The following is a 19216-nucleotide window of genomic DNA, read 5'->3' as shown; positions in this document are numbered from 1 at the left end:
GGCCCCTCGTTTCAGTCTCGTCCGTCGGACCTAGGAGGTACCCGTGACCGGGGCAGGTGAAACCGGACAGGCCGACCGCGCCGGCTTGCTCAGCGGCGCGTCATGCCCCGGGTGGTGGCCAGGCCGAGCGCGATCATCCCGAACCCGAGCAGGAAGTGCAGCCAGTTGTCGGCGCCGTTGACCGGGATGAAGTTGGCGGCGCTGCCGTGGTCGATCACCAGGCCGTAGAGCCAGATCACCAGGTAGATCGCCCCGCCGCCGACCAGGAAGGTCCGGGCTCCGGAGACCGTCCGGGCCAGCGCCAGCCCGGCCACCCCGAAGAGCAGGTGCACGATGTTGTGCAGCACCGAGACCTGGAACACGCCCAGCAGCTTCGCCTCCGACTGGTGCCCGGCCCAGTACAGGTCGCCGTAGTTGCTGGTGATGCCGGGGATGAAGCCCAGCACGCCGATCACCAGGAAGATCACGCCGAGGGTGGCGGCGGCCCGGCGGACCGGCGCGCGGCCGTCGGCGGGGTTGCGTCGCCCCCGCGAGTGCGCCATCGCGTTCGTCACGCCGACCTCCTCAGCCTGGCAGGGACCGGACGGCATTCCCGGGGCCACCGGCGGCAAACGCGCGTCCGGCCCGGCCGCACGTGGCCGACCGGGCCGGACGACGGTACGGCTCAGGCGGGCTGCAACGGCCGGGTGGCGAGCTGCCCGACCCGCTCGTACAGCTCGACGTACCGCTGCGCCATCAGGGCCGGGGTGAACCGGGCCGCCGCCTCCCGCCGGCACTCGTCCGGGTCGAGCAGGTCGGCGGCCAGCACCAGGTCGCCGAGCTCCTCCTCGTCGGTGGTGAGCAGGCCGGTGCGGCCGTGCTCGATCAGCTCCGGCAGGCAGCCGCGGGCGACGGCCACCACGGGCGTGCCGAGCGCGAGGGACTCGACCACCGCGGTGCCGCCCGGCTCCTCCCAACGCAGCGGGAACAGCGAGGCCCGGGCCCCGGCGAGCAGGTCGTCCCGCTCCTGCCCGGCGACCGTGCCGACCCAGCGGACCAGGTCGCCGTCCACGTACGGGGCGACGTTGTCGTAGAAGAACCGGACATCCGGGTTCTGCCGGGCCTCGTCGCCGGCAGCGGCCAGATCCTCCGGCCGGTGGTATGGCCCGACCGGGCCGGCGAGCACCAGCGGGAAGCCGACCCGCTGCGCCAGCCGGGCCCCGAGGTCCTGCCCCTTGCCCGGGTTGATCCGGCCCAGGATCAGCAGATAGTCGCCCTTCTCCCCGGCCCGCCGGCGGTCCGCGCCCACCGCGAGGGGCGTGGACAGGTGCACGTGCCCCACCGAGTGCTCCTGCAGGGCCCGGGGCGCGCGGGCCAGCTGCGAGGCGGAGACCCCGTTGACCCGGACCCGGTCGCCGCCGTCGAGGTTGCCGTACAGCTCCGGGTGCTTGGCCAGGTCCCAGTGCAGGGTGTGCAGCACCGGCGGGGCGTCCGGACCCATCGCGGCCATGGTGGCCAGGCCGACCGCCTCCACGTGGTCGTGCACCAGGTCGAGGTCGTCGCGGGTGTGCAGCTCCCGGACCACTCCGTTGAGGTGCGCCTGGGAGATCCCGCAGACCTGGTTGTAGGGGCGTTGGAGGGCGTGGAACTGCCCGTCCGGGAAGACCCAGAGCTTCTCGTCGACCGGCAGCGTGCTGGTCTCCACCGAGGCGAGCACCACCCGTACGCCGAGCTTGCGCAGCTCCGGCACGAGGGTGGCCACCACGTTCTCGATGCCGCCGTAGCCGGGCGGCGGGACGGACAACCACGGACCCGCGTTCATCAGGACGGTGAGACTCATCGTGCGGCGTTCCTTCCCTCGGCGGCGCCCCCGTCGGCCCTCCGCGTGCCAGCGACCGGCCCCGCGGGCCGGCCGTCACCCGCCGGTCCGGTGGACCGGCCCCCGCCTCCGCTGCCCGGTGACCTCACGCCGCGACCCGGCGTCGGGGCACCCGGTGGCGCAGCTGCGCCAGCGGCGGACGCTCCTCGATGGACACGTCGCTGACCACGATCTCCCGGTCCAGGTTGGGCAGCGCGTCCGAACCACCGCGCCGGAACTGGGTCAGCAGCGCGGTGGGCGCACTGCCCGGGGCCGCCCAGCCCCGCCGCTGCAACCGGGACCAGGCGGTGAGCATGATCTGCGCGGACATCCGCCCCAGCGCGGCGGTGTCCTGGTGCCGGTGCTTGCGCTCACCGAGGTCCACCTGGGCCAGCGCGTCGAGGCCGACCAGCTCCAGCAGGTCGATGAGCATGGCCGTCTCCACCCCGTAGCCGGAGACGAACGGCACCCGCTCCAGGACCTCGCGGCGGCCCGCGTACTCGCCGGCGAGCGGCTGCACGAAGCCGGCCAGTTCCGGCCAGAAGAGGTTGAGCAGCGGCCGGGCCATCAGCTCCGTCACCCGGCCACCGCCGTCGGCCTCCACGCTGGTCGCGCCGACCAGCGGCCGGTGGTAGAAGCCCTTGACGAAGTCGACCGACGGGTCGGTCAGCAGCGGGCCGATCAGCCCGGTGACGAAGTGCGGCCGGAACTCGTGCAGGTCGGCGTCGACGAACGCGACCACGTCGCCCTCGGCCGCCGCCAGCCCCGCCCAGAGCGCGTCGCCCTTGCCGGTGAGCCGGGGCAGCCCGCGGGTCATCGCGTCCTGGCTGACCACCTCGGCGCCGGCCGCCCGGGCCACCTGGGCGGTCCGGTCGGTGGAGCGCGAGTCCACCACGATCAGCTCGTCCACCAGCGGGACGCGGTCCATCAGATGTTCACGGATCGTCGACACGATCGCGCCGACGGTGGCTTCCTCGTTGCGGGCCGGCAGCACCACGCTGACCCGGCTGTCGCCCTTGGCCCGCAGCAGCCGCCGCACCGGCCAGTCGTCGGCCGACGTGGTCCGGTAGGTGGCCCAGGCCTCCACCACTGGTGAGACGATCGATTCTGTTTCCCGCACGGGCACACCCCCAGGTCGTGGCGGAAACGCGGGCTCCTGAAGTTCCCAATCCGCTGCCCGCGCTAACCGGATCATGCCTAACAGCCTGATCAGGACCAGCGCACCGGCCGGTTCCCCGCCGGTGAACGTTTGATTGCGTGGCCACCCGGGGAGAGCTGACAGCAGTTTTCATGAGTCGCGGCGAGAGGGTCGAGGGATGCGCACGTGCCGGGTGGGACTGGTCGGGGCCGGCGGGGTGGCGCAACGCCACGCCCGGGTGTTGACGGGCTTCGAGGACGTGGAACTGCTCGGGGTGACCGATGTCGCCCCGGACGCGGCGGAGGCCCTCGCGGGGGCGCACGGGGCCCGGACCTTCCGGGACGTGGACGAACTGCTCGCCGCCGGCCCGGACGTCGTGTACGTCTGCGTACCGCCGTTCGCGCACGGGCCGGCCGAGGAGGCGGTGATCGCCGCCGGCGTGCCGTTGTTCGTGGAGAAGCCGGTGGCCGTGGACCTGGAGACCGCCGAGCGGGTCGCCGCGCTGGTCGAGCGGCGCGGCCTGCTCACCGGGGTCGGCCACCACTGGCGCTACCTGCACATCGTCGAGGAGGCCCGGCAACTGCTCGCCGACCGTCCGGTGCGGATGGTCAACGGGGCCTGGTTGGACAAGGTCCCGCCGGTGGCCTGGTGGGCCCGGCGCGACCGGTCCGGCGGTCCGGTGGTCGAGCAGGCCGCGCACGTGCTGGACCTGGTCCGCCTGTTGGTCGGGGAGGCGACCGAGGTGACCGCGTACGGCGACGGGACCCCGCCGCCGGTGGAGGGTGCCGACATCGACTCGGTCACCGCCGCCACGCTGCGCTTCGCCTCCGGCGCCGTGGGCACCCTCGCCGCGGCCTGCGTGCTCACCTGGAAGCACCGGGCCGGTCTGGAGATCCTGGCCGACGGGCTGGCCCTCCATCTCGCCGAGGACGGCCTGACCATCCGCGACGCCGACGGGGAGCGGCACCTGCCCGCCGACCCGGACGGCGCCCGGGTGGCCGTCGACCGGGCCTTCGTCGACGCGGTGCGGGGGATCGGCGACGACGTCCGGGCCCCGTACGCCGAGGCGCTGCGCACCCAACGGCTCGCCCTCGCGGTGGCCGAGTCCGCGCGGACCGGGCGCAGCGTGGCGCTGCCCACCGGCCCGGCCGCCCGGCTCACCACGGCGGTGGCCGACGCGGTGCCCGCCGAGGGGGTGACCATCGATGCGTGACCGGGTGGTGGTGGTCAGTGGACCGGGCCGGGTCGAACTGGTCGACCAGGACGCGGGCGAGCTGCGCGAGGGAACCTTCCGGGTGGAGACGCTCTACAGCGGAGTCTCCGCCGGCACCGAGCTGAGCTACGTCAAGGGCACCAACCCGTACCTCAACGTCACCTGGAACGCCGACCTGGGCCTGTTCCAGCCCGGCGCGGCCAGCACCCCGTACCCGGTGACCCGGCTCGGGTACATGCAGGTCGGCCGGGTGGTGGAGAGCCGCACCCCAGCCGTCGCCGTGGGCACGGTCGGCGCGATGACCTACGGGCACCGCAGCGGCTACCTCGCCGACCCGCTCGCCGAGCGGTTCGTGGCGCTCCCCGACGACCTCGACCCGCTGCTCGGCGTCTACGTCGCGCACATGGGTCCGATCTGCGCCAACGGGCTGCTGCACGCCGCCGCCGACCTGTACGGCACCGACGTGCGCTCGCTCGGCGACGGCGTCCGCGGCCGCCGGGTGGCGGTGGTGGGCAGCGGCGTGGTCGCCCTGCTGACCGCGCTCCTGGCCCGCCGGCACGGGGCCGCCTCGGTGGTGGTCCTCGACCCCACCCCGGCCCGGCGCGAGGTGGCCGAGGCGCTCGGCCTGGAGACCCTGGACCCGGAGGCCGACGACCCGGCCGTGGTGCTGAAGACGCGCTGGCACCACGCCGCCGGCGACCGGGGCGCCGACGTGGTCTTCCAGTGCCGCGGCCAGGCCTGGGCGTTGCAGCTCGCGCTGCGCCTGCTGCGCCCCCAGGGCACCGTGGTCGACCTGGCCTTCTACCAGTCGGGCGCGGACGCGGTCCGGTTCGGCGAGGAGTTCCACCACAACGGGCTGGCGCTGCGCTGCGCCCAGATCGGCCGGGTGCCGCGCGGGCTGGCCCACACCTGGGACCGGGAGCGGCTCTCCGCGGAGACCATCGAGCTGCTGCGCCAGTACGGCGACCTGATCCGCAAGCACCTCGTCACGGCGGTGGTGCCGCTGGAGGAGGCCCCGACGGTGCTGACCGACCTGGCCGAGCGCCGCCGGTCCGACCTGCAGGTGGTGCTCACCGGCTGACCCGGGGAGCCGGCGGCCGGGAACTACGCTTCGCCCATGACCATCGGGGTACCCCGTCGACCGGACCGCCGCCCACCGGGGTTCACCGCCCTGCTGCCGTACCTGCGCGCCCACCGCGGCACCCTCGCCGTGGTGGGCGCGCTCTCGCTGGCCGGCGCGGCGGCCTCCCTGGGCCAACCGTTGCTCACCCGGCTGGTGCTCGACCGGATCACCGCGGCCCGTCCGGCCGCCGCGCTGGTCGTCGCCCTGGTGGCGCTGGTCGTGGTCGGCGCCCTGCTCGGCGGGATCCGCGACTACCTGCTCCAGCGCACCGCCGAGGGGCTGGTCCTGGGCACCCGCCGGCGGCTCGCCGGGCACCTGCTGCGGCTGCCGATCGCCGAGTACGACCGGCGCCGCACCGGGGACCTGCTCTCCCGGGTCGGCGCGGACACCACCCTGCTGCGGGCGGTGGTCACCTCCGGCCTCTTCGAGACCGTCACCGGGGCCGTCATGGTGGTCGGCGCTGGCACCGCGATGCTCCTGCTGGACCCGCTCCTGTTCGGGGTGACCCTGGCGGCCGTCGCGATCGGCGTCGGCTTCGCCCTCACTGTCGCGCGGCGGGTGCGCGGCCTGGCCCGGCAGGCCCAGGAACGCGTCGGCGAGATGACCTCCGCGGTCGAGCGGGCGATCTCCGCGGCCCGCACGATCCGGGCGAGCCGGGCCGAGCGGCGGGAGGCCGGCACGGTGACCGACAGCGCGACCGAGGCGTACGCGGCGGGGCTGCGGGTCGCCCGGGCGCAGGCGGTGGTCGGTCCGGCGAGCACGGTCACCGTCCAGGGCGCGTTCCTGCTGGTCCTGGCCGTGGGCGGGGCCCGGGTGGCGGCCGGTGCGATCAGCGTGGGCGACCTGGTGGCGTTCGTGATGTTCCTGTTCTTCCTGGTGCTGCCGCTCGGCCAGGCGGTGCACGCGTACACCCAGCTGCAGAGCGGGCTCGGAGCACTGGCCCGGATCGAGGAGATCCTCGCCGTGCCGGCGGAGGGGGCGGCGGACCGCCCGGCGCCGGCGGTCGTCCGCCCGGCCCGGACCGGCCCGGCCGCCGTCGAGTTCGACCGGGTCGGCTTCGGTTACCCCGGCGGCCCGCCGGTCCTGCACGAGGTGAGCTTCACCGTCCCGGCCGGCACCCGCACCGCCCTCGTCGGTCCCTCCGGCGCCGGCAAGTCCACCCTGCTCGCCCTGGTCGAGCGCTTCTACGAGGTCACCGAGGGCGCGCTGCGCGTCGACGGGACCGACGTCCGGGATCTGCCGCGTGACGCGCTGCGGGCCCGGCTCGGCTACGTCGAGCAGGAGGCGCCGGTGCTCGCCGGCACCCTGCGCGACAACCTGCTGATCACCGCGCCGGAGGCCACCGAGGACCGGCTGCGCGCCGTCCTGGACGAGGTCAACCTCGGCCACCTGGCGGAGCGGACGTCACAGGGGTTGGACGTCCAGGTCGGCGAGGGCGGGGTGCTGCTCTCCGGCGGGGAACGCCAGCGGCTGGCGATCGCCCGGGCGCTGCTGGCCGGGCCGCCGGTGCTGCTGCTCGACGAGCCGACCAGCAACCTCGACGCCCGCAACGAGGTCGCGCTGCGCCGGGCCATCGACGCGGTCGCGGTGCGGCGGACCCTGCTGATCGTGGCTCACCGCCTCTCCACCGTCGTGGACGCCGACCAGATCGTCGTCCTCGACGCCGGCCGGGTGGTCGCCGTGGGCACCCACGACGAGCTGACCTCGACCAGCCCGCTCTACCGCGAGCTGGCCACCCACCAGCTCCTCGTCAGCTGACCGGACAGAACGGCACTGAGCTGCGGAAACGTCGGCGAAATCACACCCTCCGCGAACGCAGCGCCAGCCGGGGGTCACAATCGGCTCCGGTTCGCGTACCGTTGCCGCTCATGGGTGTGTCGCAACGGTTCAAGACCAGGTTCCGGCGGTTCCTTCAGCGCCCGGGGACCACGGTCGACCTGGCCCCGCTGGAGAAGCTGCTGCCGGCCATCGAGGCCCGCGAGGCGGAGCTGGAGAAGCTCTCCGACGCCGAGCTGACCGAGGCCGCCGGGCAGGCCGAGGGGTACGAGGAGATCTGCGCGATCGGCCGCGAGGCGGCCCGCCGCGGCCTCGACCAGCGGCCGTACGACGTCCAGCTGCTCGGCGCGATGGCGCTGCTCTCCGGCAAGGTCGCCGAGATGGCGACCGGTGAGGGCAAGACGCTCACCGCGACCATCGCCGCATACGGGCACGTCCGGGTGGGCAACGGCCCGGTCCACGTGCTCACCGTCAACGACTACCTGGCCCGCCGCGACGCCGAGTGGATGGGCCCGGTCTACACCCTGCTCGGGCTCACCGTCGGCTGGGTCAACGAGGCCTCCACCCCGGAGGAGCGCAAGGCGGCGTACGGCTGCGACGTCACCTACGTGTCGGTCAGCGAGGCCGGCTTCGACTTCCTCCGCGACCAGCTCGTCACCGACCTCGCCGACCGGGTGCAGCCGGCCCTGAAGACGGCGATCGTCGACGAGGCCGACTCGATCCTGATCGACGAGGCCCGGGTGCCGATGGTGCTCGCCGGCGCGGTCCCCGGCGAGCAGGACCCGGTGCACGCCGCCGCCGCGCTGGTCCGCGGCCTGCGCAAGGGCACGCACTACACCGTCGCCGAGGACGGCCGCAGCGTCGCCTTCACCTCCGTCGGCCTGGCCACCGTCGAGGCCAAGCTCGGCGGCATCGACCTGTACGACGAGGAGCACGTCGGGCAGCTCTCCGCGGTGAACGTGGCGCTGCACGCGCATGCCCTGCTGCACCGGGACGTGGACTACATCGTCCGGGACAACTCGGTCGAGCTGATCGACGAGATGCGCGGCCGGGTGGCCCAGCGCCGCCGCTGGCCGGACGGGCTCCAGGCCGCGGTCGAGGCGAAGGAGGGCCTGGACGCCACCGCCGAGGGTGAGGTGCTGGGCACCATCACCGTGCAGGCGTACATCGCGCTCTACCCGACGGTATGCGGGATGACCGCCACCGCGGTGCTCGTCGGCGACCAGCTCCGCGAGTTCTTCGGTCTCGAGGTGGCGGTGATCCCGCCGAACACCCCGTGCATCCGGGAGGACGAGCCGGACCGGATCTACGCCACCCGGGCCGAGAAGGAGGAGGCGCTGATCGACGAGATCAAGCGCTGCCACGAGGCCGGCCGCCCGGTGCTGGTCGGCACCCTCGACGTGAAGGAGTCCGAGGGCCTGGCCGCCGGGCTGCACGCGGCCGGCGTGAACTGCGTCGTCCTCAACGCCAAGAACGACGACGAGGAGGCGGCGATCATCGCCGAGGCCGGCGCGTACGGCGCGGTGACCGTCTCCACCCAGATGGCCGGCCGGGGTGTCGACATCCGCCTCGGGGGCAGCGACCAGGCCGACCGGGAGCGGGTGGCCGAGCTGGGCGGCCTGTACGTGATCGGCAGCGGCCGGCACGACAGCCGCCGGGTCGACGACCAGCTGCGCGGCCGGGCCGGCCGGCAGGGCGACCCCGGTGGCTCGGCCTTCTTCGTGAGCCTGGAGGACGACCTGGTCGTCCGGCACGCCGGCGACACCGTCCCACCGTCGCCGCGGATGAACGCCGACGGCCTGGTCACCGATCCGCAGGTCGACTACGCGGTGGAGCACGCCCAGCGGGTCGCCGAGGGCGTCAACCACGAGATCCACCGCAACACCTGGCGCTACAGCCAGGTGATCGAGCAGCAGCGCAAGGCGCTCGCCGAGCGGCGGGAGCGGCTGCTGACCAGCGACATCGCCGCGCTGATGCTGCTGGAGCGGGTGCCCGACAAGGCCGGCGAGATGGACGAGGACCTGCTCGCCGAGGTGGCCCGCAAGATCGCCCTCTACCACCTGGACCGGCTCTGGGCCGACCACCTGGCCGAGCTGTCGGAGGTGCGCGAGGGCGTGCACCTGCGGGCGCTGGGCCGCCTCGACCCGCTGGACGAGTTCCACCGCAGCGCGGTCCCGGCGTTCAACGCGCTGGTCCCGGAGATCGAGACGCGGACCATCGCCACCTTCGAGGAGACGGAGTTCGCCGACGGCTGGGAGCCGGACGCGGCGAAGCTGGTCCGGCCGAGCGCGACCTGGACGTACCTGGTGCACGACAACCCGTTCGGCTCGGAGCTGGACCGGCTGATCGCCTCCGTGGGGCGACGGCTCATCTCCGGGTCCCGCTGACCCTCCGCGAGGGGTCCCGTCCGGTGCGTGACGCGCCGGAAGGGACCCCTTTGCGCGGTTTCGGAGCCGGTCTGCGAGGGTAGTAGGCCGGGGCTTCGAGTCAGGGAGATGTAGAGCGGATGCGACAGGCAATGGCGCCGGACGGGGACACCGCGTGGCCGTACGCGGAGGCGGCGGGGACCGTGGCCCGGTGAACCTCGACACGCGGGACCCCATGATCGACACGCTCGGGGTGCTGGAGACCGCCGCGCTGCTGCGCGAACTGACCGCCGGCCTGATCGCGGCCACCGACTTCGACGAGGCGCTGCGCCAGCTGGTCCGGATCGCCCGGGACGCCGTACCCGAGGTGGACAGCTGCGGCTTCACGGCGCTGCGGGCCGGCGAGCCGGCCGGCGTCGCCGCCTCGGACCCGGGCCGGGCCGAGCTGGACGACCTCCGGCACGGCCCGGACACCCCGGCGCTGACCGCCATCCGGCGGCGCGACATGATCACCGCCCACGACCTCGACCACGAGTCGCGCTGGCCGGTCTGGACCGGGCGGGCCCGCGCGTTGGGCGTGCACGGGGTGATCGCCGCGCCGGTCGACGTCGACGAGCAGGTGATCGGCGCGATCAACCTGTACGCCGGCTCGCCCGATTTGCTCACCCCCCGGCACCAGCTCACCGCGATGCTCCTCGCCGAGCACGCCGGGCTGCTCCTGGCCGCGGTCCGGGACCGGGAGCGGCAGGTGGCGCGGGCCGAGCAGCTGGACTCGGCGCTGCTGGAGGAGGGCGTGGTCGAGCAGGCCGTCGGGGTGATCATGACCCAGCGCGGCTGCCCGGCGCCGGAGGCGCTGGAGGTGCTCCGCAGCGCAGCCTCCTCGTTGGACATACCGCTGCGCGAGGTCGCCGAGCGGCTGGTGCTCACCGTTTCCCGGCCCCGGGACAACTGAACGACATTCGTTTCGCCCCGGCGGGCCCCGGGTAGCACCCTGGACTGGTGAGTTGTTCCAGGCTGGGGAGGTACCGATGGAGAGCCGACTGCGGGTGCAGGGGCACCCCATCCAACCGATGCTGGTGACGTTCCCGTTCGGACTGTTCGTCAGCGCCGCCGTCTTCGACCTGGCCGACGTCGCCGGCGGTCCGGCCTTCCTCGGCGAGGTCGGCTACTGGACGACCGTCGCCGCCCTGGTCGCGGCCGGGCTGGCCACCGTCGCCGGGATGGTCGACCTGTGGGACGTGCGGGCCGGCGGCTTCCGCCGCACCGCCGTCCTGTTCAACCTGGCCAACGCCGGCATGGCGGCGCTGTTCCTGCTCAGCTGCCTGATGCGGGCGCACGCGCCGCAGCGCGGGGCGACCGGCGTCGAGCTCGCCGTGGAAGTGCTCGCGCTGGCGGTCGGCTCGGTCGGGGTGTGGTGGGGCGCCCGGCTGATGCGCCAGTTCGACCGGAGCCGGGCCGCCGAGCCCAGCGGCTTCGAGCAGCTCGGCGACCTCCCGGGCCGCACCGTGGAGATCGTCCGGCCGCGCGCCTGACCTTCCGCGCCGAGGCCTGTGGCGCCTGCCGGCCACCACCCCTGACCCGACTCGGTCGATCATGAAGTTGGCCGCCCGACACGCCGGGCCGGACCCGGCCAACCTCGTGATCAACGCCGGCGCGGGCGCCGAACGGGGTCAGTGGGCGGTGGCATGGTGGGCGGCGAGGACGTCGGCGCCGAAGTCGCTGGCCGGGCGGCGCAGCACGGTGTGCGCGTGGTTGCCGTCGTCGGTGGTGTTGTCGTATTCGATCAGCAGGTCGTCGCCTTGGACCCGGTAGTAGTGCCGCCGGCCCGGGCCGGTCGGGCCGGCCCAGGCGAAGTGCAGCTCCCCGCCCGCCAGCCGGCGGGCCTCGCGGGCGGCCAGCTCCGGCGGGAGCCGGTCCAGATAGAGCGCGACGAGCTGGTCGAGCAGCGCCCGGCCGGTGGGGGTGAGCCGGTCCCGGGGCACCCCGAGCGGGTCGAGCCGGCCCGGTGCGGTGGCGCGGGTGGCGCTGATGATGTCGGTCGGCGCCTCCTCGGCCACGATCGCCGCGGCCCGCCCCGCGGGCCCGAGCGCGTCGAGCAGCTCCCGGGCCAGGTCCTCCTCGGGCCCGAGCGGCCGGGCGACCGGGCGGCCGGCGTGCCGGACGGTGGCCGGGTTGGCGCCGAGGAAGATCGGCGCGGGGGAGACCTGGTCATCGACCACCGTCATGCTGACCGACAGGTGGTGCCCCTCGAACCGCCACCCCCAGCGGTCGTCGCGCGCCGGATCGCCGAAGACCGCCACCCAGTAGTCCTCGCTGTGCCGGCCGCGCCGCCAGCCCTCCGCCCGGTCGAGCACCTCCTCCAGCGCCACGACCGCCATGGCCTGGGCGTACGCGGCCGGGCTGAGCGCGGTGGCGAGCAGCCGGTGGGCGGCCTTGCGCGCGGTGCCGTCCAGGCTGGCGAGGTCGACCCCGGGCCGGGGCCGGGGCCGGTACTCCACCCACCGCCGGGCGGCGTCGTCGTCGAAGTCGTGCCGGGCGCGCTCCCGGGCCGGCTCGTCGAGCGCGGTCAACAACGCGCCGGCCGCCGTCCGCATCTGCTCGGGTACGGGATCCTCCACCGCCCATGTATACCGCCCGCCGAAACCCGCCACGTCCCGGATCGAGCGTGTCCATGCGCCACGTCGAGGTGGGCCTCCTGGTAGCTTGCCGAGCCGGCACGGGAGGCGCGATGGACGATCGGGTGTACGTCGGCAAGGCGGCGGTGGACGGGGCGACCGACGCCGGTTGGCTGCTCGGCCACTTCAAGCCGCCCGGGGACGTCCGGCACAGCACCGAGGTCGAGGTGAAGTGGGGCGTGCACCCGCCGGGGGAGGCCCGGTCCCGCTGGGCGACCGGCGAGCGGCGTACCGCCCTGCTGGTGCTGATCAGCGGCGCGTTCCGGGTCGAGCTGCCGGACCGCACGGTGGTGCTGCGGGAGACCGGCGACTACGTGGTGTGGGGCCGGGGCGTGGACCACTCCTGGTACGCCGAACGCGAGTCGGTCGTGCTCACCGTGCGCTGGCCGTCGCTGCCGGGCTGGAAGGCGGAGCCGCCCGTCCTGCGCTGACCGGCGACGTGCCGCCCGCCCCGTCCCAGCATTCGGTATATCCTACTAAACCTATAGGCTTTACCGGCTAGAGTGACGGGGCACGAGCCGCTCCGTACCGTGAGGACGATCCGCCGATGAGCCGCACCGACCCGCTCGACCTGCTCGCCGTCGCCGCCCGCTGGGCCGACCCGGCCGACTGGCCGGTCCCGCTGCGCTACGACCCGACCGAGCGGTGGTACGCGCGGCTCGCCGCCGACGCCGAGCACGAGGTGTGGGCGCTGAGCTGGCTGCCCGGGCAGGGCACCGACCTGCACGACCACGGCGGCTCGTCCGGGGCGTTCCTGGTCGTCGCCGGCACCCTCACCGAGGAGGCGGTCAGCGGCGGCCGGTTGCGCCCGCACCGGCTCGCCGCCGGCACCGGACGGCGTTTCGGCGCCCGGCACGTGCACGAGGTCACCAACCGGGGCGACCAGCCGGCGGTCAGCGTGCACGTCTACCGGCCCGCGCTGCGCCGGATGACCCGCTACCACCTCGTCGCCGGGCGGCTCCGGATCGCCGAGGTGGCCGAGGCCGGCGTCGCCTGGTGACCCGGCCCGCCCGTACCCCCCAACGCCCGCCCGCGAGCTGCGCCGCACGGAAGGACGCGACGATGCCGATGACCCGGACCCGTACCCGGAGCTGTCCGGTCCCACCGCCCGGCTCGCGGGGCATCGACGAGATCCTCGCCGCCGCCCGCGCCCGGCTGCGCCGGCTCGACCCCGAGCAGGCCCACCTCGCGTACCGGGGTGGGGCGCTGCTGGTCGACATCCGCCCGGCCGGCCAGCGGGCCGCGCACGGCACCGTCCCCGGCTCCCTCGCCGTGGAGCGCAACGTGCTGGAGTGGCGGTTCGACCCGCGCTGCCCGGCCCGGCTGCCCCAGGCCGTCGACTACGACGTGCCGGTGATGATCCTCTGCCAGGAGGGTTACACCTCCTCGCTGGCCGCCGCCGCGTTGCAGGACCTTGGCCTGCATCGGGCCACCGACGTGGTCGGCGGGTTCGCCGCCTGGCGGATCGCCGGGCTGCCCACCCTCGGCCCCACCCCGCCGCTCCGACCCTCGTCCGCCCCGCCCCCGGTCACCGCCGGCCGGGCGCCCCGCTGACCGCCACGCCGCACCCGGTGTGGCGGACGCGACCGCCAGCTCAGGAGGCTCCATGTCCGTCGTCGCCATCTCCCCGCGCCCGCAGCGGACCGGCCGGATCGGGCCGACCCGGCCGCGGACCGCGCCGACCCTGACCATCACCCTCGACCTGGGCGGCGGCGCGCTGACGCCCGGACTGGCCCGCCTGGTCGACCTGCTGGACGAAATCGCCGAGACGGGGGAGGGGGTCGTCCGGGCCGAGGAGCGCGCGGCGGCCCGGGCCCTGGTCGGCCTGCGCCGCCCGGCCGAGCCGCCGGCGGAGGCCGGCGACCCCGATGCGGTACGGATCCTGACCAGCATCCGCACGGTGCGCCGGGGCGGCCGGGAGATCCCGCTCACCCGGATCGAGTACGAACTGCTCCTCTTCCTCGCCGAGCATCCCCGGCAGGTGTTCACCCGGCTGCAGTTGCTGGCCAACGTCTGGGGTTACGAACACGCTGTGGCGCGCACGGTGGACGTCCACGTGCGCCGGTTGCGCGCCAAGCTCGGGGTCGACATGCCGCTGGTGACCACCGTGTACGGCGTGGGCTACCGGCTCGCCGACGAGGCGCGGCTCGTGGTGGACCGCGAGGGCTGAACGAGGGAAACGGTGCGCGGCGTGCCCGGGGGTCCGGGTGCGCCGCGTTCTCGTTCCCGACCCCGCACCGCCCAATGTGAACCAGGCGGGGACCCCCCGTAACGGGTCAACTCGCCACTCTGCTGTAATCATCTGGCCTCGTACGCAGAGCGAGCATCCGGCTCCGATGTGTTCGTCAATTGTCACATTCATGCAACGCAGCCGCCCCTTGACCCTCGCACAGGCGCCGGGAAGCATCGATGAAGCGGCGTCCCGGGCCGTGGGGAGATACCCGGACCAGCCAAGGAGGACCATGTCGGTCAGCCCCGCCTCGTCGCGCGCCGGATGGCATACGTCCCAACCCGCGGTCCCCGGTCGTCCCCCCGGCGGCCAGCGCCGCCCCGCCAACACGGCCGCACCCGTGCTCACCGTGACCCTCAACATCCCGCTCGCCTGCGAGGAGTCGCTGACCCCGGCCGCCCGCCGGCTCCTGGAGGCCGCGCGCGAGCTGCTGGAACGCGGTGACGCGGTGATCTCCAGCGGCCCGGGCGCGGTCGAGCGCCGCGCCGACCCGGTGCCCGCCGGCCGGTCGCCGGGCCGCCCGCTCGCGCCGACCATCCCGACCCTGCACATCCTGGCCGCCTCCCGGTCGGTGCTGCGCGACGGCGAGCCACTGCCGCTCACCCGGCTGGAGTTCGACCTGCTGCTGCACCTGGTCGCCCACCCCCGCCGGGTGTTCACCCGGCTGCAACTGCTCAACGCCGTCTGGGGGTACGAGCACGCCGGCGTCCGCACCGTCGACGTGCACGTCCGCCGGCTGCGCGGCAAGGTCGGGGTCGACGTCCCGCTGGTCACCACCGTCTACGGCGTCGGCTACCGGCTCGCCGACGACGCCCGCGTCACCATCGACCGCACCGGCTGAACCCCGGGTCCGCCACCCACGCCGGTTCCCGATCGGACGGAGCCCCGACCGCCCGGCCGATCCCGTGGTGGCCCGCCGGCGCGGACAGCCGGACCGGCCGTCGCCCGACCACCCACCGGATCGCGTGGTGGTCCGCTCGCCACGCCGGGCAGGATGGGCGGATGCAGGTCCGCCCGATCACCCCCGAGTTCCTCGTCGCCGAGCTGGCCGACCGGCTCGCCGGCAGCACCGGCCCCGACCGGCTGCGGGTGGCCGTCGACGGCCCGCCGGCCGCGGAGCCGGACGCCCTGGCCGCGGCCCTGGTCGATCCGCTGCGCGCCGCCGGCCGCCCGGTGCTGCACGTGCGCGCGGCGGACTTCCTCCGGCCCGCCTCGGTACGCCTGGAGCACGGCCGGACCAACCCGGACGCCTACTACGAGGGCTGGATCGACGAGGCCGGCCTGCGCCGCGAGGTGCTGGACCCGGCCGGCCCCGACGGCTCCGGCCGGCTGCTGCCGTCGCTCTGGGACGCCGCCACCGACCGGGCCAGCCGGGCCGGCTACGTCGAGCTGCCGCCCGGCGGGGTGGTGCTGGTCAGCGGCCCGCTGCTGCTCGGCGGGGCCCTGCCGTTCGACGTCACCGTGCACCTGGTGCTCTCCCCGGCCGCGCTGGACCGCCGGACCGACCCGGAGCAGCGTTGGACCCTGCCGGCGTTCGCCCGGTACGCCGACGAGGTCGCCCCGGACTCCTTCGCGGACGTGGTGGTCCGCGTCGACGACCCGCGACACCCGGCCCTGGTCGAGGCCGGCTGACGGCCCGAGGGATCCGACGGGCGGGACCCGGCATTCGGGCCGTCGGCGGGACGGACCGGTACGGACCGACCGGCACAGGTGGGCACGAACGGCGGAAAAGAACCCGCGGAGCTCCGGTTTGATCCGTCGCGGCGGCGGGTAATCGCCCGGCTCACAGAGCACGGGTGATCTCGCCCGGGCATTCCATCGGACCACGTCCGGGGCGTTCGCGCCCCGGACCGGCATGAGGCCCCAGGAAAGGCAGGCAGCGATGCTCGTCCACGACAAGGTAGCCACGGGCCGCTCCCAGGCGGAGGCCGACCGGATCCGGCAGTCCCTGCAGTCGCGGTACGACGAGCTGACCGCGGAGTACGAGCAGGCCGTGCAGCAGAGCCAGGTGCTGCGGCTGGTCGAGATCGGCGACACCGCCGGCGACGACCAGGCCGACAGCGGCACCAAGACCGCCGAGCGGGACACCGCGCAGTCCCTGCTGCGCACCATCCTGGACCGGCGCGCCCAGTTCGAGCACGCGCTGACCCGGCTCGAGGAGGGCACGTACGGCTTCTGCGAGGGCTGCTCCGCGCCGATCCCGGTGGAGCGGCTGGAGATCTTCCCCTCCGCCACCTCCTGCGTGACCTGCAAGCAGACCCGGGAGCGGCGGGCAGCCTGAGCGTCGCCCGGGTTGCCGGTCGGTCCCGTACGCGGTGGACTCGCCAGATGGGTGAGATCAAGGTGGGCACCGCGTCCTGGACCGACCGGACCCTGCTCGACTCCGGCTGGTACCCGCAGACCGCGGACACCCCCGAGAAGCGGCTGGCCTACTACGCGCGCCAGTTCCCGCTGGTCGAGGTCAACGCCACCTACTACTCGCCGCCCGCCGAGCGGACCGCGCAGCTGTGGGTGGACCGCACCCCGGCCGGCTTCACCTTCAACGTCAAGGCGTTCAGCCTGCTGACCGGACACCCGACCCGGGTCGGGTCGCTCTACAAGGACCTGCGCCCGGAGACGGAGAAGAAGAACCTCTACCCGGACGACCTGCCACCGCAGGCGTACGAGGAGGTCTGGACCCGGTTCCTGTCCGCGCTCGACCCGCTGGTCGAGGCGGGCAAGCTGGGCGCGATCCTGTTCCAGTTCCCGCCCTGGTTCACCATCAAGCGGGACAACAAGCAGTACCTGCTCGAGGTGGCGAGGCGGTGCGACCCGCTGCGGCCGGTCTTCGAGTTCCGGCACGCCTCCTGGTTCGACGGCGACAACGCCGAGGAGACCCTCGCCTTCCTGCGCAAGCACGAGCTGCCGTTCGTCTGCGTCGACATGCCGCAGGGGCACAAATCCTCGGTGCCCCCGGTGCTGGCCGCCACCGCGGACCTCGCGGTGGTCCGCTTCCACGGGCACAGCGACAAGTGGACCAGCAAGGACATCCACGAGAAGTTCGGCTACGACTACTCCGACCGGGAGCTGCGCGGCTGGGCGCCGAAGCTGCGCGAGCTGGCCGGCGAGGCCGAGCAGACCCACGTCCTCATGAACAACTGCTACCGCGACTACGCCCAGCGCAACGGCCAGCGGCTGCGCGAGTTCCTCGGCGCCGACTGAGGACCGCATTCACCTGTTCCGGGTGAGGCCGGCTCACCCGACCTCCGGCGAGTCTGGGCGGTGTGTGCGGTCCGTCGACCGACGCGACCGCGAGGCCGACAGGAGGTGGGCCATGACGGTGCGGGTCGTAGCGGATCGACGCCGCGGCGGGGTGCTGCACGTGGTCGGGAAGTCCGACCCTCCCCGGCGCAGCGAACGGCCCGGTCGGTTCAGCCCGACCCGGCTCTGGCGGGGGCCCAGTGGCCCGCCGCGCCGCACCGACGACCGACGCTGGGAAACCGACGCACGGGGGTGGGCAGATGGCTGAGCAGATGATTTCCGCGTTCGAGTCCTCGCTGGACAAGACGAACGTGATGCTCAAGGAGATCGAGTCGGCGTACGGCTGGCCGAAGGAGCAGCGCAACCAGTCCTACGCGGCGTTGCGCACGGTGCTGCACCTGCTGCGGGACCGGATGCCGGTGGGGCAGAGCGTCGAGTTCGCCCAGCAGTTGCCGGTGCTGCTGCGAGGCGTCTACTTCGAGGGCTGGCAGCCGGACAACGTGCCGATCAAGCTGAACCGCGACGACTTCCTCTACGAGGTCCGGCAGGGCTTCCCGTATGACGTGGAGGGCGGCACGCAGCGGGTCGTGCAGGTGGTGCTGGACACCCTGCGTCGGCACGTGAACCAGGGCGAGTGGGAGGACGTCAAGTCGACGATGCCCCGGGACCTGGTGCAGATGATTCCCTGACCGGCACGGTCCCGGCCCGCTCCGCCGCACCGGTGGGGCGGGCCGTCGGCGTCCGGGTGACCGGCAGCCCGGCCCGCCGGGCCAGCCCGGCGAAGGCGACCGCGTCGACGATCGCCGCGCCGCCGGGGTCGTTGTTGAAGTAGACGTACGCCGGCTCGTCGGCGGCGAACGTGGCGGCCAGCCGGCGTACCCAGGTGGCCAGCGCGGTCCGGCCGTAGCGCGGCCACGGTCACGCGTGGCCCTCGTGCAGCCGCAGGTAGCCGAGCGGTCCCGCCAGTCCCGGTACTGCCAGCCGGAGGTGCCGACCAGGATCGCCATGACCACCTCCCTCCCGCCATCCTGGCACCGGTCCGAGGTGCCCGCCCGGTGGGCGCGGCGGCCGCGCTGACGGTGGGGCCGGGCGAACCGTCCGTGCCGCCGGGTCCCGGCGTCTACGGTGTGGTTAGAGAAGATCGCACGTGGGGTACCACCCGCTCCACGACCAACCCCGACGTACGACGGGGCGGCAACCCGAGGGAGCACCCATGGCACTCAACGATGACGACATGCAGACCACCAGTGGCGGCGGCCTGGAGGGCCCGGCCGACGGTGGCGCGACCCCGGGCCAGCAGGACGGTGGGGCCGACGGCGGTGCCGACCGTGGCGCCGAGCGCGGCGCGGACCAGGGCGCCGACCGCGGCGCCGAGGGTCCGGCCGACGGCGGCGCGACCCCGGGCCAGCAGGACGGCGGCGCGGACGGCGGCGCGGAGGGCCCGGCCGACGGTGGCGCGACCCCCGGCCAGCGCGACGGTGGCGCCGACGGCAGCGCCTGAGGACCGCCATGACGTACCTCGACCCGGCGGGGGGGCCCGGGCGCCCGGCGGTTCTGTTTTTCGGGAACAGCGAGCCGGCCCGCGGTGTGGGGGTGGAAACGGCCACATCCGCCGCCG

20 protein-coding genes and 1 pseudogene are annotated in these 19216 nt (G+C 74.4%); 16 read left to right on the top strand and 5 right to left on the bottom strand.

Features of this window, described 5'->3' with window-relative positions:
* Window positions 1–89: 89 nt before the first annotated feature.
* The 3 genes from ACZ6S5_RS30725 to ACZ6S5_RS30715 form a co-directional block, all read right to left on the bottom strand.
* The gene (locus ACZ6S5_RS30725) at window positions 90–554 is read right to left on the bottom strand and encodes a DUF4383 domain-containing protein (RefSeq protein ID WP_466005723.1); all 465 of its coding nucleotides are present in this window, start codon (window positions 552–554) and stop codon (window positions 90–92) included.
* A gap of 110 nt (window positions 555–664) precedes the next feature.
* Window positions 665–1819, bottom strand: coding sequence for a glycosyltransferase (locus tag ACZ6S5_RS30720; RefSeq protein ID WP_466005722.1), 1155 nt, complete (start codon window positions 1817–1819; stop codon window positions 665–667).
* A 124-nt stretch (window positions 1820–1943) separates the two neighbouring features.
* Window positions 1944–2924 carry a glucosyl-3-phosphoglycerate synthase gene (locus ACZ6S5_RS30715; RefSeq protein ID WP_466005738.1) on the bottom strand — a complete coding sequence of 327 codons (981 nt, stop codon included), beginning with the start codon at window positions 2922–2924 and terminating at the stop codon, window positions 1944–1946.
* Between the two features lie 229 nt (window positions 2925–3153).
* Here ACZ6S5_RS30715 and ACZ6S5_RS30710 point away from each other — a divergent pair, with 229 nt between their 5' ends.
* From ACZ6S5_RS30710 to ACZ6S5_RS30685, 6 genes are all read left to right on the top strand, one after another.
* Complete coding sequence (locus ACZ6S5_RS30710) at window positions 3154–4188, top strand: Gfo/Idh/MocA family protein (protein WP_466005721.1); 1035 nt, start codon at window positions 3154–3156, stop codon at window positions 4186–4188.
* Complete coding sequence (locus ACZ6S5_RS30705) at window positions 4181–5269, top strand: zinc-binding dehydrogenase (RefSeq protein ID WP_466005720.1); 1089 nt, start codon at window positions 4181–4183, stop codon at window positions 5267–5269. The genes ACZ6S5_RS30710 and ACZ6S5_RS30705 overlap by 8 nt, the downstream gene beginning before the upstream one ends.
* Window positions 5270–5305: 36 nt before the next feature.
* Complete coding sequence (locus ACZ6S5_RS30700; protein ID WP_466005719.1) at window positions 5306–7069, top strand: ABC transporter ATP-binding protein; 1764 nt, start codon at window positions 5306–5308, stop codon at window positions 7067–7069.
* A gap of 110 nt (window positions 7070–7179) precedes the next feature.
* Window positions 7180–9474, top strand: a complete 2295-nt coding sequence (secA2, locus tag ACZ6S5_RS30695; protein ID WP_466005718.1) for an accessory Sec system translocase SecA2 — start codon at window positions 7180–7182, stop codon at window positions 9472–9474.
* 190 nt (window positions 9475–9664) lie between these two features.
* Window positions 9665–10405, top strand: coding sequence for a GAF and ANTAR domain-containing protein (locus tag ACZ6S5_RS30690; RefSeq protein ID WP_466005717.1), 741 nt, complete (start codon window positions 9665–9667; stop codon window positions 10403–10405).
* Between the two features lie 76 nt (window positions 10406–10481).
* Window positions 10482–10985, top strand: a complete 504-nt coding sequence (locus tag ACZ6S5_RS30685) for a DUF2231 domain-containing protein (protein WP_466005716.1) — start codon at window positions 10482–10484, stop codon at window positions 10983–10985.
* 138 nt (window positions 10986–11123) lie between these two features.
* Here the strand turns inward: ACZ6S5_RS30685 and ACZ6S5_RS30680 are convergent, their stop codons facing one another.
* Entirely contained in the window at window positions 11124–12047 is a 924-nt protein-coding gene (locus ACZ6S5_RS30680; protein WP_466005737.1) for a DUF3500 domain-containing protein, read from the bottom strand.
* A 134-nt stretch (window positions 12048–12181) separates the two neighbouring features.
* Here ACZ6S5_RS30680 and ACZ6S5_RS30675 point away from each other — a divergent pair, with 134 nt between their 5' ends.
* The 9 genes from ACZ6S5_RS30675 to ACZ6S5_RS30635 all read left to right on the top strand — a co-directional run bounded on the left by ACZ6S5_RS30675 (window position 12182) and on the right by ACZ6S5_RS30635 (window position 18287).
* On the top strand, window positions 12182–12559 hold the full coding sequence (locus tag ACZ6S5_RS30675; RefSeq protein WP_466005715.1) for a cupin domain-containing protein: 378 nt from the start codon (window positions 12182–12184) through the stop codon (window positions 12557–12559).
* Between the two features lie 116 nt (window positions 12560–12675).
* On the top strand, window positions 12676–13128 hold the full coding sequence (locus ACZ6S5_RS30670) for a cysteine dioxygenase (protein ID WP_466005714.1): 453 nt from the start codon (window positions 12676–12678) through the stop codon (window positions 13126–13128).
* Window positions 13129–13190: 62 nt separating this feature from the next.
* Entirely contained in the window at window positions 13191–13682 is a 492-nt protein-coding gene (locus ACZ6S5_RS30665) for a rhodanese-like domain-containing protein (RefSeq protein ID WP_466005713.1), read from the top strand.
* Window positions 13683–13812: 130 nt separating this feature from the next.
* Window positions 13813–14298: a winged helix-turn-helix domain-containing protein gene (locus ACZ6S5_RS30660; protein WP_466005736.1), complete on the top strand. Its 486-nt coding sequence runs from the start codon at window positions 13813–13815 to the stop codon at window positions 14296–14298.
* Window positions 14299–14590: 292 nt separating this feature from the next.
* A complete protein-coding gene (locus ACZ6S5_RS30655) occupies window positions 14591–15199 on the top strand; it encodes a winged helix-turn-helix domain-containing protein (RefSeq protein ID WP_466005712.1) in 609 nt (202 codons plus the stop codon).
* 161 nt (window positions 15200–15360) lie between these two features.
* Window positions 15361–15990 (top strand): nucleoside/nucleotide kinase family protein, encoded by a 630-nt coding sequence (locus ACZ6S5_RS30650; protein WP_466005711.1) that lies wholly within the window; start codon window positions 15361–15363, stop codon window positions 15988–15990.
* A 250-nt stretch (window positions 15991–16240) separates the two neighbouring features.
* Window positions 16241–16639 (top strand): TraR/DksA family transcriptional regulator, encoded by a 399-nt coding sequence (locus tag ACZ6S5_RS30645; protein ID WP_466005710.1) that lies wholly within the window; start codon window positions 16241–16243, stop codon window positions 16637–16639.
* 47 nt (window positions 16640–16686) lie between these two features.
* Complete coding sequence (locus ACZ6S5_RS30640; protein WP_466005709.1) at window positions 16687–17559, top strand: DUF72 domain-containing protein; 873 nt, start codon at window positions 16687–16689, stop codon at window positions 17557–17559.
* 299 nt (window positions 17560–17858) lie between these two features.
* A complete protein-coding gene (locus ACZ6S5_RS30635) occupies window positions 17859–18287 on the top strand; it encodes a DUF2267 domain-containing protein (protein WP_466005708.1) in 429 nt (142 codons plus the stop codon).
* Here ACZ6S5_RS30635 and ACZ6S5_RS30630 read toward each other — a convergent pair.
* A pseudogene (locus ACZ6S5_RS30630) lies at window positions 18244–18498 on the bottom strand (hypothetical protein); the annotation flags it as partial. The gene ACZ6S5_RS30635 and the pseudogene ACZ6S5_RS30630 sit on opposite strands and share 44 nt — an antisense overlap.
* Window positions 18499–18811: 313 nt before the next feature.
* Between ACZ6S5_RS30630 and ACZ6S5_RS30625 the strand changes: the two are divergent.
* Window positions 18812–19099, top strand: coding sequence for a hypothetical protein (locus ACZ6S5_RS30625; protein WP_466005707.1), 288 nt, complete (start codon window positions 18812–18814; stop codon window positions 19097–19099).
* Window positions 19100–19216 lie beyond the last annotated feature (117 nt).

The organism is Micromonospora sp. NPDC051924, assembly GCF_055586005.1.
The sequence above is the reverse complement of the archived record's forward strand: the minus strand, read 5'-3'. Positions and strand labels throughout refer to the sequence as shown.